General features: G+C 44.2%; 14 protein-coding genes. 12 read left to right on the top strand and 2 right to left on the bottom strand.

The genetic code is table 11. The features are described 5' to 3' along the window. Positions 1 to 116 precede the first annotated feature (116 nt). The 8 genes from MH215_RS09450 to MH215_RS09415 all read left to right on the top strand — a co-directional run bounded on the left by MH215_RS09450 (position 117) and on the right by MH215_RS09415 (position 5,993). Complete coding sequence (locus MH215_RS09450) at positions 117 to 608, top strand: phosphatidylglycerophosphatase A family protein (RefSeq protein ID WP_056695479.1); 492 nt, start codon at positions 117 to 119, stop codon at positions 606 to 608. A 288-nt stretch (positions 609 to 896) separates the two neighbouring features. Further along, positions 897 to 1,085 (top strand): hypothetical protein, encoded by a 189-nt coding sequence (locus MH215_RS09445; protein ID WP_017689496.1) that lies wholly within the window; start codon positions 897 to 899, stop codon positions 1,083 to 1,085. A 227-nt stretch (positions 1,086 to 1,312) separates the two neighbouring features. Further along, on the top strand, positions 1,313 to 1,489 hold the full coding sequence (locus MH215_RS09440) for a hypothetical protein (RefSeq protein WP_162248944.1): 177 nt from the start codon (positions 1,313 to 1,315) through the stop codon (positions 1,487 to 1,489). Between the two features lie 2 nt (positions 1,490 to 1,491). Further along, on the top strand, positions 1,492 to 2,385 hold the full coding sequence (accD, locus tag MH215_RS09435) for an acetyl-CoA carboxylase, carboxyltransferase subunit beta (protein WP_239289823.1): 894 nt from the start codon (positions 1,492 to 1,494) through the stop codon (positions 2,383 to 2,385). After that, positions 2,386 to 3,417, top strand: coding sequence for an acetyl-CoA carboxylase carboxyltransferase subunit alpha (locus MH215_RS09430; RefSeq protein ID WP_239289821.1), 1,032 nt, complete (start codon positions 2,386 to 2,388; stop codon positions 3,415 to 3,417). Between the two features lie 107 nt (positions 3,418 to 3,524). Further along, positions 3,525 to 4,952, top strand: coding sequence for a pyruvate kinase (gene pyk / locus MH215_RS09425; protein ID WP_056695472.1), 1,428 nt, complete (start codon positions 3,525 to 3,527; stop codon positions 4,950 to 4,952). 136 nt (positions 4,953 to 5,088) lie between these two features. Continuing rightward, positions 5,089 to 5,592, top strand: coding sequence for an acyl-CoA thioesterase (locus tag MH215_RS09420; protein ID WP_239289819.1), 504 nt, complete (start codon positions 5,089 to 5,091; stop codon positions 5,590 to 5,592). Between the two features lie 5 nt (positions 5,593 to 5,597). Further along, a complete protein-coding gene (locus MH215_RS09415) occupies positions 5,598 to 5,993 on the top strand; it encodes an FxsA family protein (protein WP_056695468.1) in 396 nt (131 codons plus the stop codon). Positions 5,994 to 6,086: 93 nt separating this feature from the next. Here the strand turns inward: MH215_RS09415 and ytvI are convergent, their stop codons facing one another. Continuing rightward, on the bottom strand, positions 6,087 to 7,205 hold the full coding sequence (gene ytvI, locus MH215_RS09410; protein ID WP_056695466.1) for a sporulation integral membrane protein YtvI: 1,119 nt from the start codon (positions 7,203 to 7,205) through the stop codon (positions 6,087 to 6,089). Positions 7,206 to 7,812: 607 nt separating this feature from the next. On the opposite strand from ytvI, the gene citZ reads away from it, so the two are divergent. The 4 genes from citZ to MH215_RS09390 all read left to right on the top strand — a co-directional run bounded on the left by citZ (position 7,813) and on the right by MH215_RS09390 (position 11,890). After that, positions 7,813 to 8,925, top strand: a complete 1,113-nt coding sequence (citZ, locus tag MH215_RS09405) for a citrate synthase (RefSeq protein ID WP_145047805.1) — start codon at positions 7,813 to 7,815, stop codon at positions 8,923 to 8,925. A 151-nt stretch (positions 8,926 to 9,076) separates the two neighbouring features. After that, positions 9,077 to 10,369: an NADP-dependent isocitrate dehydrogenase gene (icd, locus tag MH215_RS09400; protein ID WP_056695462.1), complete on the top strand. Its 1,293-nt coding sequence runs from the start codon at positions 9,077 to 9,079 to the stop codon at positions 10,367 to 10,369. Between the two features lie 15 nt (positions 10,370 to 10,384). Then, on the top strand, positions 10,385 to 11,326 hold the full coding sequence (gene mdh / locus MH215_RS09395; RefSeq protein WP_239289818.1) for a malate dehydrogenase: 942 nt from the start codon (positions 10,385 to 10,387) through the stop codon (positions 11,324 to 11,326). Between the two features lie 135 nt (positions 11,327 to 11,461). Next, entirely contained in the window at positions 11,462 to 11,890 is a 429-nt protein-coding gene (locus MH215_RS09390; protein ID WP_156395425.1) for a hypothetical protein, read from the top strand. A 303-nt stretch (positions 11,891 to 12,193) separates the two neighbouring features. Here MH215_RS09390 and MH215_RS09385 read toward each other — a convergent pair whose 3' ends face one another. Then, positions 12,194 to 13,753: a histidine kinase N-terminal 7TM domain-containing diguanylate cyclase gene (locus MH215_RS09385; protein WP_239289817.1), complete on the bottom strand. Its 1,560-nt coding sequence runs from the start codon at positions 13,751 to 13,753 to the stop codon at positions 12,194 to 12,196. Positions 13,754 to 13,991 lie beyond the last annotated feature (238 nt).

Raw genomic sequence — 13,991 nt, 5'->3', positions numbered from 1 at the left:
GGCTGAATTGACATTGTGAGGCTTTTTTTTATGAACATTTTGTGAGTGTACTGCATACACTTGAGAACACCGAAGAACCTGGGGTTCTCCGGGGGAGTGAGGCGGGAGGTCGAGATATGTCATATGAAATCGTAGAAGCTATGCTGGCCCGGCGGGGTGTACAGATTGAAGCGATCGCGGAGATTGTATATCATCTGCAAAAAGGGTACCACCCGGAACTGACCATGGATGATTGTGTCGTCAGTGTTAAATCTGTACTGCAAAAACGTGAGGTGCAGTATACGTTGTACACAGGCATAGCCCTTGATGAGCTTGCAGAGAAACGTTTATTGCCTCAGCCGCTACAGGCTATTATGGAAGCAGACGAATCCTTGTACGGAGTGGACGAGACTCTAGCTCTTGGTATTACACATGTATTTGGAATGATTGGTTTAACTAGCTTTGGTTATCTGGACAAAGAAAAAATAGGCGTTATTCATGACCTGAATGAGCATGGATCAGCCATTCATGTGTTTCTGGACGATCTTGTTGCAGGGCTTGCAGCTGCTGCTTCCGCTCGTATTGCACACAAAAATATTAAAGCCAAGAAATATCCCGGTGATGTATAAACAAGCATCTACGTATAGGTTGTGATGTTAGAAACGTCCTTTATAGAGGTAGATGTGCAGGTCTTCCATGTGGTAATGGTTGCTTGGAAGACCTGCATATGCGTACTCAACGCTTCAAATTGCAAACATTCCGTTGACCGTATCAGGTGTCTTTGGGGAGCAAACATCCCATATAATCCTGTTTTCTGCCGATAGATCCCGAACCCTTTCTTGCAGAAAAAAAGTGAGGTATGTTATCATTAGTCCAATATACGGGCTCTGAACATTAGCTTAGGGGGCGGACATGGTATGTGGACGGTGATTTACATTGCACCGACGGCAAAGGTTGCGGACAAGATTAAGACCAAGCTTTCGGAAGAAGGTTTTCTGGTACAGACCCGTCCCATCAGTTTATCCAAACAGCAATTTGAGATTCGCGTTCCTTCAGGGGAACTGGAAGAAGTCCAGGAAGTGCTGAATTCGATTCTGCATTCCTGATCGTTCAACATCAGACACACGCCTTGGCGAATGAGAAAGTACCATTGGTACATAAGGCTGACCGCGTAAGCGGAGAGAGAGGAATCGACTTGCATGTGCTGTATGCTGCTGTCCTTCCTTCTTTTTTTGTTAGGACAAGAACCGATCTCGTTGCATTCGGAGACCCTACCAAGATAGATTTAAGCATCGGCGCAACAATCTTTCGGTAATTGCAGGTAACATCAATCGTGCTGACAGAAGCCGCTGATCCTTGCCTTATGCCGGTGGATTTTTTTGTTGTGAGTGCTGGACAAGACCCACGGCAGCTTGTGGGACGTAAGCGGTTTACCGTCGTACGCGGAGAAGTCGTCATTGACGATAACTGCAAGTTGCGGCTAATCAAATCAACGGCTGGAGAGGTGTAGTTGTGTTCAAAGATATATTCCAGAAGAAAAGGAAGTACGCCACCATACCTTCCGAGCGTGCGCTTCAAGGCGAAGGTCAGGAAGTGAGTGAGCGCCCAAAACGAGAAATACCTGAAGGGCTAATGAACAAGTGCAGCAAGTGTGGCACGATTCAATATAGTAAGGAATTAGAGAAGAACCTGAAGGTTTGTCCTTCTTGTGGTTACCATATGCGCCTTAACGCAATGGAACGTATCGCGATGATTTTGGATGAGCAAGGATTCGTGGAACATGATGCGGATATGGTATCAGTTGATCCCCTTGGCTTTCCAGGGTATAGCAGCAAGCTGGAACAGCAACGTCTGAAATCTGGTTTGAAGGAAGCTGTTATTACAGGTGAAGGTACGATTGAAGGCTTACCCGTTGTAGTAGCGGTTATGAGCTTTGACTTCTTTACAGGTAGTATGGGTTCAGTGGTTGGAGAGAAAATTACCCGTGCTATTGAATATGCTACAGAGAAGCGTCTGCCTATTATTATATTCTCCACTTCGGGTGGTGCTCGGATGCAAGAGAGCATTCTTAGCTTGATGCAGATGGCCAAAACGAGTGCAGCGTTGTCCCGATTAGATGAACAGGGCGGCCTGTTTATTTCAGTGATTACAGATCCGACTACCGGCGGTGTTTCGGCGAGCTTTGCGAGCTTAGGCGATATTAACATTGCTGAACCGGGAGCTGTATTTGGCTTTGCCGGTAGAATTGTTATTGAACAGACAATTCGTCAGAAACTGCCTGATGATTTCCAAACAGCAGAATTTAATATGCAGCATGGACAGCTGGACTTGGTGGTTCACCGGAAAGAACTTCGTACAACCCTTGCCAAGCTTCTAGATATGCATAGTGAAAAAGGAGGGGTCTAAATGGCGGGTGAGTTGCCATATGAAGCGCCTCTGGTTGAGATGCGCAAAAAGATTGAAGAGCTTGTACAGTTCGGTCAGGAAAAAGGCATCGACTTCACAGACGAGATTGCGCGTTTGGAGGAACGTTATCATAGACTGGAAGAAGAAATATACTCTGGCATCACAGCGGCTCAGAAAATGCATCTGGCTCGGCATCAGCAGCGTCCAACAGCCCTCGATCTGATTCAGTTGATTTTTACGGATTTCATTGAGCTGCACGGTGACCGTATGTTCGGCGATGATCTGGCTGTTGTTGGTGGATTAGCGAAGCTGGATGGCAAAACAGTTACCGTTATCGGACAGCAGCGGGGGAAGGATACGAAAGACAATATCGCTCGCTTTTTCGGGAGCGCTCATCCGGAAGGTTTCCGGAAAGGGCTTCGTCTGATGAAGCAAGCTGACAAATTCGGACGTCCAATTATTACGTTCATTGATACTAAAGGAGCGTATCCGGGTAATACTGCTGAAGAGAGAGGTCAATCGGAGGCTATTGCTCGAAACCTGATGGAGATGGCCAAACTGTCTGTGCCAGTTATTGTTGTCGTTATTGGTGAGGGCGGAAGCGGTGGCGCACTTGCACTAGCCGTAGGTAACCGTGTGCTCATGCTGGAGCACGCCATCTACTCAGCGATCTCTCCGAATGGAGCAGCTTCGATTCTGTGGAAGGATGCAACCAAGGCAGATCAGGCTGCAGAAGCCATGAAGATTACTGCCAAAGATCTACTGGAAATGAACGTTATTGAGGATATCATACCTGAACCTCGTGGCGGGGCTCACCGGGATTATGAAGCATCTGCGGCAGCCATTCATGAGGCTCTAATCCGTCATCTGGATGAGATGAAAGGGTGGAGCGGCGACCAATTGAAGCAGGATCGCTATGAGAAGTTCCGTAAGATTGGCTCGGTCACATTTGAACCTCCAGTCCTAGATCAAGCTCCTCAACCACCTGTAGAAGTGGATGTTGTAAATAATTTGTCGGGAAATGCTGAATGATGTGACGAATTTCCTATACAAATGAACCAAAGTATAGTAAATTTAATAGTTGGAAAAAGAAAAAGACTTATACAGAGAGACCCTTTTAAAATCGGAGGAAACCCAAAATGCGCAAAACGAAAATTGTATGTACGATTGGCCCATCCAGTGAATCACTGGAAAACACGAAAAAATTGATTATGGCCGGTATGAATGTGGCCCGTCTGAACTTCTCCCACGGTGATTTCGATGAGCACGGCGGACGGATCAAAGCGATTCGCCAAGCATGCGAAGAACTTAACAAAACAGTAGCGATCCTGCTGGACACCAAAGGACCGGAAATTCGGACAGGTAAACTCGAAGTTGAGCCAATTGAATTGGTTCAAGATGAGTACATCACTTTGACAACAGAAGAGATTCTGGGAACCAAAGAACGTCTTTCCATTACGTATACAGATCTCCCAAATGATGTTGAGCCGGGATCTACAATTCTGATCGACGACGGTCTGATCGGACTGACTGTGGTGGAAGTGCAAGGCACCGAGATCAAATGCCGTATCGTTAACGGTGGTTCGATCAAGAGCAAAAAAGGTGTTAACGTTCCGGGCGTTGCTATTTCTCTGCCGGGTATCACTGAAAAAGATGCTAACGATATCGTATTTGGTATTGAGCAAGGTGTCGATTTCATCGCGGCTTCTTTTGTGCGTAAAGCTAGTGACGTACTTGAGATTCGTGAATTGCTTGAAAAACATAATGCTGGACATATTCAAATCATCTCCAAAATCGAGAACCAACAAGGTGTGGACAACTTGGACGAAATCCTTGAAGTGTCTGACGGTCTGATGGTTGCTCGTGGAGACCTAGGTGTTGAAATTCCTGCTGAAGAAGTACCATTGGTACAAAAACGTATGATCGAAAAATGTAACGTTGCAGGTAAACCAGTTATCACAGCTACACAAATGTTGGATTCCATGCAACGTAACCCACGTCCAACTCGTGCTGAAGCAAGTGACGTGGCTAATGCGATCTTTGACGGTACTGATGCAATCATGTTGTCTGGTGAGACGGCTGCGGGTAAATACCCAGTTGAATCCGTTCTGACAATGTCGCGTATCGCTGAAAAAGCAGAATCTGCTCTGCCATACCAAGAGCTGTATCTGAAGCAACGTGTTGCTCAACAAACAACTGTAACTGAAGCAATCAGCCAATCGGTTGCATTGTCAGCTCAAGATCTGAACGCAAAAGCGATCATTACTTCGACTGAATCAGGACATACAGCACGTATGATCTCGAAATATCGTCCAGAATCACCAATTATCGCTGTAACAACAGAAGACAGAACTTCCCGTCGTCTCGCACTGGCATGGGGTGTTACACCTGTCAAAGGTAGATTGGTTGATTCTACAGATGCATTGTTTGAAAATGCAATTGAAGGCGGAGTGAAATCCGGACTTGTTAAAGAAGGCGACCTGGTTGTTATTACAGCTGGTGTACCTTTGGGTCGTTCCGGATCCACGAACCTGATCAAAGTAAGCCAAATTCCAAACCAAGCTTAATTGTTGGAATGGATGTAATGATGTAAAGAACAGGAATGAAGCAATGGGGCATGATATGTCCCATTGCTTTTTTCCATCTATATACCGATGTGCAACCACAACACATTCAGACTCGTATAACGAAGGGAGTAACCTCATGGAGCAAAATGGAGCAGGAAATTGGTACGCGGCGAACCTCCGCGTGCGTTATCAAGAGAGTGATCAGATGGGTGTAGTTTATCACGCTAACTACTTAAATTGGTTTGAGATCGGTCGAACTGAGATGATTCGCCAAATGGGGTATACATATCGTAAAATGGAGGAACAGGGGTTACTGCTTCCCGTAACCGGGCTGGATGTGAAATATCATAAACCTGCAAGGTACGATGATGAAATTGTGATTTTCACCCGAATTGCTGCCTTTAGCGGTCTACGACTGAATTATGAATATGATGTAAGACGAGTAACTGCAGACAATGATGTGAACAGCATAGGGCAGCGAGTGTGGTCATCTGATGAATCTAGACCAGGAGAACGATTAGTCACAGGCTCTACCCAACATGTATGGGTGAACGGCGACTGGAAGGTAGTAAGGCTGGATAAGGTAGCCTCTGAGCTCTACAGTGCACTTGAGAAAGTGTGGCTCTCAGGAAAGGAGTAATACGAATGCGTAGATGGATGTGGGCTGTACTGCTCATCGTTCCGGTTATTGAACTGTTTGGTTTTATTCTTATGAGCGACTGGATCGGAGCGGGAAAGACGCTGCTTCTTATGATTCTCACGTCCTTGATCGGTATAGCAATGCTGCAATTTGAAGGACGGAAAGTGCTTGTGGATGCCAAAACCGAGATGGAACGAGGTAAAGTGCCTGGCCGAAAAATGGTCGATGGACTATTTGTTTTCGTTGGGGGATTTTTGCTATTGATTCCGGGTTTTGTTACGGATCTCATCGGGTTTACATTGGTGTTTCCATTAACACGTTCGGTGTATCGTCTGTTTTTCTTAGGATGGCTTGAGAAAAAGATGAAGAATGGCAGTATCAAATTTTATCGCCGTCCGTAATAAAAAATATTCAAACAAAGAAGGCTCCACTCGTGCAGATGCATCTGCCGAGTGGAGCCTTTACTCCTATTCTAAGCAACCCCTCTTTACGCTTCATCGGACTCTTCCGTTGATGATGTATGTTCGCAGATCCCGTAGCACATTGGCTCGATTGAATGCATCGAGAATCACCAGGCTCACTGGACCGATGATCAAACCAAGCACGCCGAATAGCTTCAACCCTACAAACATGCCCACTAGTGTGGCAAGAGGGTCTAGGCCTACACTACTAGCTAATACTTTGGGTTCAATAATCTGCCGTGCAACCAGCACGATCAGATAGATAACCGATATCCCAATTCCCAGGTACAGATCCCCATTCATAATGAGATAAGCTGCCCACGGAACCATAACTAATCCAACACCGAGATAAGGCAACAGATCAACAAGCCCGATAAGAAGTGCAATCGTGAAGGCAGACTTAACCTGCAAAATAAGTAATCCAATCATCACAAACACAGCGGTAATGGAGATCATGATGAGTTGTGCTCTTGCATAACCAAACAGAGCCTTTTTTAGGTCATTCCATATGTCAGTGATCGGTTTGCGGATGGAGGAAGGTACCCAGCCAGATACGGTGATGCTATGACGGGTCCAACTTTTGCTAATAAAGAATGTGGAGAGAAGCACAACGATTAGCACTGCACCCATATTAGGCAGCGAAGTGAGTAGATTTAGAATCACGTTGAAGAATCCAGTCACAAGGTCCGTAACCGCCGTTCCGACCGTCTCCGTTGTTTTGCTGATGTTGCTATTGATCGTTTCCTGATAGTTCGGATTTTCTTTGTAAAATTCATTAATCTGTGTAATCAGACTTTGGATCGTATCATTCTCCGTCCAGCGGATAAAGACAGCCTTTATTTCATCAACATGGAGATCGAAACTTGTCGTTAATGAAATGACCTCTTTCACCATGCGAGTTACAGCAGCGGATAACACGAGTGCGATAGCTCCGAAATACACGATCAACGATAGAGTGACAGCGAGCCAGCGTGGGAATCGTGCTTTATGCTGAAGCAGTTTCACAAGAGGGTTCATGGCATAAGCGATGATCCAGGCAATTGCAAAAGGGTACAATAGGGGAAACAGCAGATAAATGGCCACTGCGATGAGAATCGTCGCAATAATTACCCATAATCCGCGCAGTAGGCGCTTCAATATAATTCTGTCCAAACCTCACGTCTCCTTATCTAATAGTTCATTCAGTTCCAGTTCCATGAAGGTATCTAATTAATATAGAGCAAATAGGACATTTTGAAACGCTGATTTCGTGAAAATGCATGAGATTTGTATTCTTTAGCCTAGAGTATGCCAGAGGGCAGGGGATAATAGCAATAAAAAGAAGAAGTTGAATATAGGACTACGTTACAACTATATATGTGAATCAATTTCATAATACCTTTAGTCGCTTCAATCAAGGGTAGATAATAGATCAAAATGTTTCAATTTGTCTATATCTAGTCACAAAACTCCATTTCCAGTGATTTATGAAATTGATTCGTGTAGAATAAAATGTCAACCTTGTTTGTGTAAAGGCTTTCAAAAATGCTTTATCAGGTCGATAAATATGTTTGATGTGCAAAACAGCTTCCGTCATGTTCACATAAACGACAAAATCCAGTATGATTATATAAGTAATTATCGATTGACAGATAATAAACCCGAATTTTTACTTCTTTACTATTTTATGAAATGTAAATGTTTACAACACCAGGAATGCTTATGGAAAGCTTCAGTATGCTAGTGTTTTTTGATTTCGTTTAATAAAGGAGAGAGTAATATGACAGCTACCAAAGGTCTGGAAGGCATCGTTGCAACAACCTCCTCGATCAGCTCTATTGTAGACGGTGTTCTTACATACCGTGGATACAATATTGATGATTTGGCAGAGCATGCAAGCTTTGAAGAAGTTGCTTATTTGCTGTGGTTTGGTAAATTGCCGAACGCAGATGAATTGAAATCCCTTCGTAAAAGCTTGAGCGATTACGCGCCGATCCCAAGTGATCTGGTTGCACAAATCAAATTGTATCCCAAAAACATGAGCACGATGGCAGCTCTGCGTTCTGCCATTTCTGCCCTAGGACTATATGACGAGCAGGCTGACGAAATGACGGCTGAAGCGAACGAGAACAAAGCGGTTAAATTGCAGGCTCAATTGCCAACGATTGTTGCAGCTATCGCTCGTATTCGTGAGGGTAAAGAACCTGTAGCACCAAAAGAAGGCGCTTCCATTGCCGAAAACTTTTTATATATGTTGACTGGTGAAGAACCGTCGGATACAGCAGTAAAAGCCTTGGATCAAGCGCTCGTATTACATGCGGATCACGAGTTGAATGCTTCTACTTTTGCAGCGCGTGTAACTGTTGCAACGTTGTCCGATATTTATTCCGGCGTCACTTCCGCTATCGGGGCGTTGAAGGGGCCGCTACATGGCGGTGCTAACGAAGCTGTAATGAAGATGTTGAATGAGATTGGCACACCGGACCGTCTTGAAGCAGCAATTCAGGAGAAACTGAATAACCGTGAGAAAATCATGGGCTTTGGACACCGTGTGTACAAAAATGGCGACCCACGTGCGAAACATCTGCAGAAGATGTCCAAAGAACTGGGCGACATGAATAATGATACACGTCTCTATGATATGTCTGTGAAGATTGAAGAATTGGTTACAGGTCAAAAAGGTCTGAAGCCAAACGTAGACTTCTACTCTGCGTCTGTCTATACACAGCTAGGCATCGAGCACGAGTTGTTCACACCAATCTTCGCAATTAGCCGGGTATCCGGTTGGACTGCTCACATTCTGGAGCAGCTCGCAGATAACCGCATTATTCGTCCTCGTGCTGAGTACACTGGACCAACAGAACAGAAGTACATTTCAGTCGAGCTTCGCTAATTACGTCAAAACCAGTATAATAATGAAGGATGGGGCGAAGGGTGGATTCGATTGACGAGAGTCAGTTGAAGACGAAAGACCCTTCCCTCGATTAGACAAGCGGTATGAATCATACCCAAACTCATACAACGATCAAGGAGGAATTGTAACTATGAAATTAGAAAAATTCGCTCATCCAACTGAAGGAGAAAAAATCCAGATCGATAATGGTGCACTGCAGGTTCCTAACAACCCGATCATTCCGTTCATCGAAGGTGACGGTACAGGTCGCGATATCTGGAAAGCTTCCAAACGTGTATTGGATGCAGCAGTTGAAAAAGCATATGATGGCAGCAAAAAAATCGCTTGGTACGAAGTATTTGCTGGTGAAAAAGCATTTAATACATACGGGGAGTGGTTGCCAAACGATACGCTCGAAGCGATTCGTGAGTACATCGTAGCAATCAAAGGACCTCTGACTACACCAATCGGTGGTGGTATTCGTTCCCTGAACGTAGCACTTCGTCAAGAGCTTGATTTGTACACATGCCTGCGTCCAGTACGTTATTTTGACGGCGTACCTTCCCCGGTTAAACGTCCTGAATTGGTTGATATGGTTATTTTCCGTGAAAATACAGAAGATATTTATGCGGGTATCGAGTATGCAGAAGGTTCCGATGAAGTGAAAAAAGTTATCCAATTCCTGCAACAGGAAATGGGCGCTAACAAAATCCGCTTCCCTGAAACTTCCGGTATTGGTATCAAGCCAGTTTCTTCCGAAGGTTCCAAACGTTTGGTTCGTGCAGCAGTACAATATGCAATCGATCACAACCGTAAGAGCGTTACGTTGGTACACAAAGGTAATATCATGAAATTTACTGAAGGTGCCTTCAAAAACTGGGGATACGAAGTGGCTGAAGATGAGTTCGGTGACAAAGTATTCACTTGGGCTCAATACGATATCATCAAAGATAAAGATGGTACAGATGCTGCCAATGCAGCACAAAAAGCAGCTGAAGATGCTGGCAAAATCATCGTAAAAGATGCGATTGCTGATATCGCTCTGCAACAAGTATTGACTCGTCCAGGCGAATTCGATGTTATTGCAACATTGAACCTGAACGGTGACTATCTGTCCGATGCACTTGCAGCGCAAGTGGGCGGAATCGGTATCGCTCCAGGAGCTAACATTAACTATGTAACAGGACATGCTATCTTCGAAGCTACACACGGTACTGCTCCTAAATATGCTGACAAAGATGTCGTGAACCCTGGTTCCGTAATCCTGTCCGGCGTAATGTTGCTTGAGCACCTGGGCTGGCAAGAAGCGGCTAACCTGATCTACAAAGGTATGGAAACATCCATTAACAATAAAACAGTAACGTATGACTTCGCTCGTCTGATGGACGGTGCAACTGAAGTGAAATGTTCTGAATTCGCTGATCAAATCATTAAAAACCTGTAAGGGGAGATGTGAATCGTGACTATTCAGCGCAAAAAAATCACAGTAGTCGGTGCCGGTTTTACCGGTGCTACGACTGCACTGATGCTTGCCCAAAAGGAACTCGGGGATGTCGTTCTAGTAGACATTCCTCAACTGGAGAACCCGACAAAAGGTAAAGCACTCGATATGCTGGAGGCAAGTCCCGTTCAAGGCTTCGACAGTCATATCGTCGGAACTTCCAACTATGAAGATGCTGCAGGTTCGGAGATTGTTATTATTACGGCTGGAATTGCCCGTAAACCGGGAATGAGCCGTGATGATCTGGTCAATACGAATGCGGGAATCGTGAAGTCCGTCTGTGAAAATGTGAAAAAATATTGCCCTGATTCAATCGTCATTATTCTGAGCAACCCGGTAGATGCAATGACTTATGCAGCGTATAAAACTCTTGGTTTTCCCAAAAATCGCGTAATTGGTCAGTCGGGCGTACTCGACACTGCCCGTTATTGTACATTCATCGCTCAAGAATTGAACGTATCTGTTGAAGATGTGCGTGGATTCGTTCTTGGTGGTCACGGAGATGATATGGTACCTCTTGTTCGATATTCGAGCGTTGGCGGCATTCCGATAGATACGTTAATTCCAGCAGATCGGATTGAAGCGATCGTACAGCGTACACGCGTTGGCGGTGGTGAGATCGTGAACCTGCTTGGTAACGGTAGTGCGTATTATGCCCCAGCAGCTTCCCTCGTGCAAATGACGGAAGCCATCTTGAAGGACAAGAAACGTATCATTCCTGTCATTGCTTATCTTGAAGGTGAATACGGCTATAACGATCTGTTCCTAGGCGTTCCGACGATTCTAGGTGGCGACGGGATCGAGAAAATATTTGAATTAGATCTGACTGGTGAGGAAAAAGCAGGGCTGGATAAATCTGCTGAGTCCGTTCGAAATGTCATTTCTGTTGTGAATATTTAAGTTTGAAAAGATTTTGAACAAGAACATGGAGAAAACCCCCGAAAAACTGGGGGTTTTCTTTCTTTTGGATAAGTTCCCCAGTATAATGGTATGTGATGTATAGCACACTGAAATGAATTGAGGAGGATGGTAATTTTGGGAATGATTATGTATCTGCTTCATATTGTTGGAGCACTGTCGTTAGGCTTCTATCTGATTCTGCCGTTCGTAGTTGGTAGGATCCGTAAGCTGAATGTAGCGGCGCAAGAGGGCGCATTCACATCACTTCGATCCTTGAATCGTATCGCTCAGTATGGACTGATTATTCAGCTTCTCACTGGGGGTTACCTGATGACAAAAGGGGAGTATTCTCACCTGTGGATGGGTATAGTGGTTGTCTTGTTGCTTGCAATGGCTGCCATCGGTGGAATTATGGGTAAACCGCTGCGTCTGGCTGCAGAAGGTGTGAAGAGCAACCGTGATGTAAGTCCAGAACAGGGCAAGATTCGTATGTTTAGTACGCTACTGGCTGTGTTCCTACTCATTATGGTTTATCTCATGGTAGATAGTAGTCTGTTTTTGTAATTTGAGAACGACAAGAGTTATTATACGTAATGCGTTTTAACCTGATTCTAAGCCTTTATCGATTGTGCCAGTAATAACGATGGGACAAGCTGAGCTGGGATAGTGTTAGGTGCACATACAAATCAAGATACAACCAAAACAGACAGCCCTCAGACTGTCTGTTTTTTTTATTTATGCTAATTTACAAATTCAGATGTATTACCATCTATGATGTACTAAATTACAGAATGCACGCCAGATTTGAGCTGTGTAAGTAATGCCTATTTGATGTGGAAACTAGTTAGTTTAACTTAGCTAAGTGAATTAAACGAGACTGACGTTGTAGGCAAAAACTGCATTCCGTCCATTACGCTTCGACTCATACAACGCATGGTCTGCATCTCGTAGTAACGATTCTAATGAATCTTCTTCCCCGCTGTATTGTGCGACCCCAAAGCTTGACGTCAGCGGGATCAGAACACCTTCAACCTCAAGTGGCTCATTGAACAACGCAAGTCGTAGCTGTTCAGCAAGCTGCTCGCCATCCTGAAGGGATGCGCCGGGCATAGCAATTACGAATTCTTCCCCACCATATCTAGCAAATAGTATCTCGGAGCTCAGATAACGGTTACATACCGTGACAACATGAACAATTGCTTTATCACCGACATCATGTCCGTAGGTATCATTGATGCGTTTGAAATGATCGATATCAAACAAGATAAAGGCTGCCGGCCGAAAAGTAAGCTTGGCCTCATTTAAAATTTCCTTACCCTTGTTCAAAAACTGTGTACGATTATATATTTTGGTTAGTCCATCAAAATAAGCCATTTGTTTAAGCTTCTCTTGGAGAAAACGTTGTTCAGTGATATCAATGAGCATAATCAAAATCCCAACCACCTGAGCATTCTTATTAAAAACATAGGATGTTCTAACCTGATAACATACAGTATGTCCTTCTAATTGCCAATACAAGTCTGTCTGAAGTCCTTCTCTACCGTACTCCACAGGAAAGGTTTCCCCCGCTAGTCTAAGCCAGATATCGTCCCACTTTTTCCCGATCATACTCACTTCAAGCTCAGGCAACAAGAGATGCATGGCTCGATTATAGTCTACAAGTCGATTGGAACTATCGAGAACGAGTACCCCTTCACGCATGCTTTCGAAAATACTGTCTTTGGCAATTGGTACGATCTTAAGCAGGCGAGATGAGAGAATTGCCCAGATATACATAGCGGATGTGATACACATTAACACGGGCACAGGATCCATCCCACCAGGAGTCAACCCCAGCAGATAAACAAAGGCAGCAACCATAGGAATGAGTTGGGAAGTGATTAGCGTGAGTAATTGCCTACGATACATTTTCTTCGTATGTCTCCATTGTGCAATCAGGATAAGACAAGCACATAATAGACAGGAGAAGGTGAATGCTCCGTGCACAACGTACCACTGACCTATGGAAATATCCATAAGTGGAACAGCAGAGTCGGTTCTTAGCCAAACCTCTTTATAATACAGATGATGGTAATCATTAGTGGCTACCATGAACAGTGTAATTGAAGGGACGATAAACATCGCTATAGTAGCCTTGCGTGATAACGTTTTCCCTGTGTACTGCATCATGAGAATTAGGCCAAGCGAAGCGGAGAATGGCATCCCCATGTATTGCACGACAGTCCAGAATTTCATTTGCTCCAGTGTATTGCTGGCTAACTGAATTGCGTATCCGAAGGTGTATACAGCAAGAGCTGCTGTATATAATATAAAAATTTTGGAACTGGGGATTTCAGATCTTCTGTAATAGGCATAAATGCATAAAAAGACATTCAAAACGGCTGAAGTCGTTACAAGCGTTATATATGAATCAATATTCGAACCCATGGTCTGGTCTCCAAATCGTTAAGATATCTAAAACTTATCTGTATACTGTACATTGTACATCAGCCAAAGCGGCATAGGAATACATATTACGATTTGAAACAGTGCTTTTTGAAAATAAATCGAACTTTATGACCGAATAGATTGGTATACGATGAAAATAATCGAAATACATAAAATTACATTCGAGTTGTTCTTATTCCATGCCATTTACTTGTTTAATTCAGAAGAGCCGTGGTAA

Source organism: Paenibacillus sp. ACRSA (assembly GCF_022346845.1).
GTDB lineage: Bacteria > Bacillota > Bacilli > Paenibacillales > Paenibacillaceae > Paenibacillus.
This window is presented reverse-complemented; position numbering and strand designations above follow the sequence as displayed.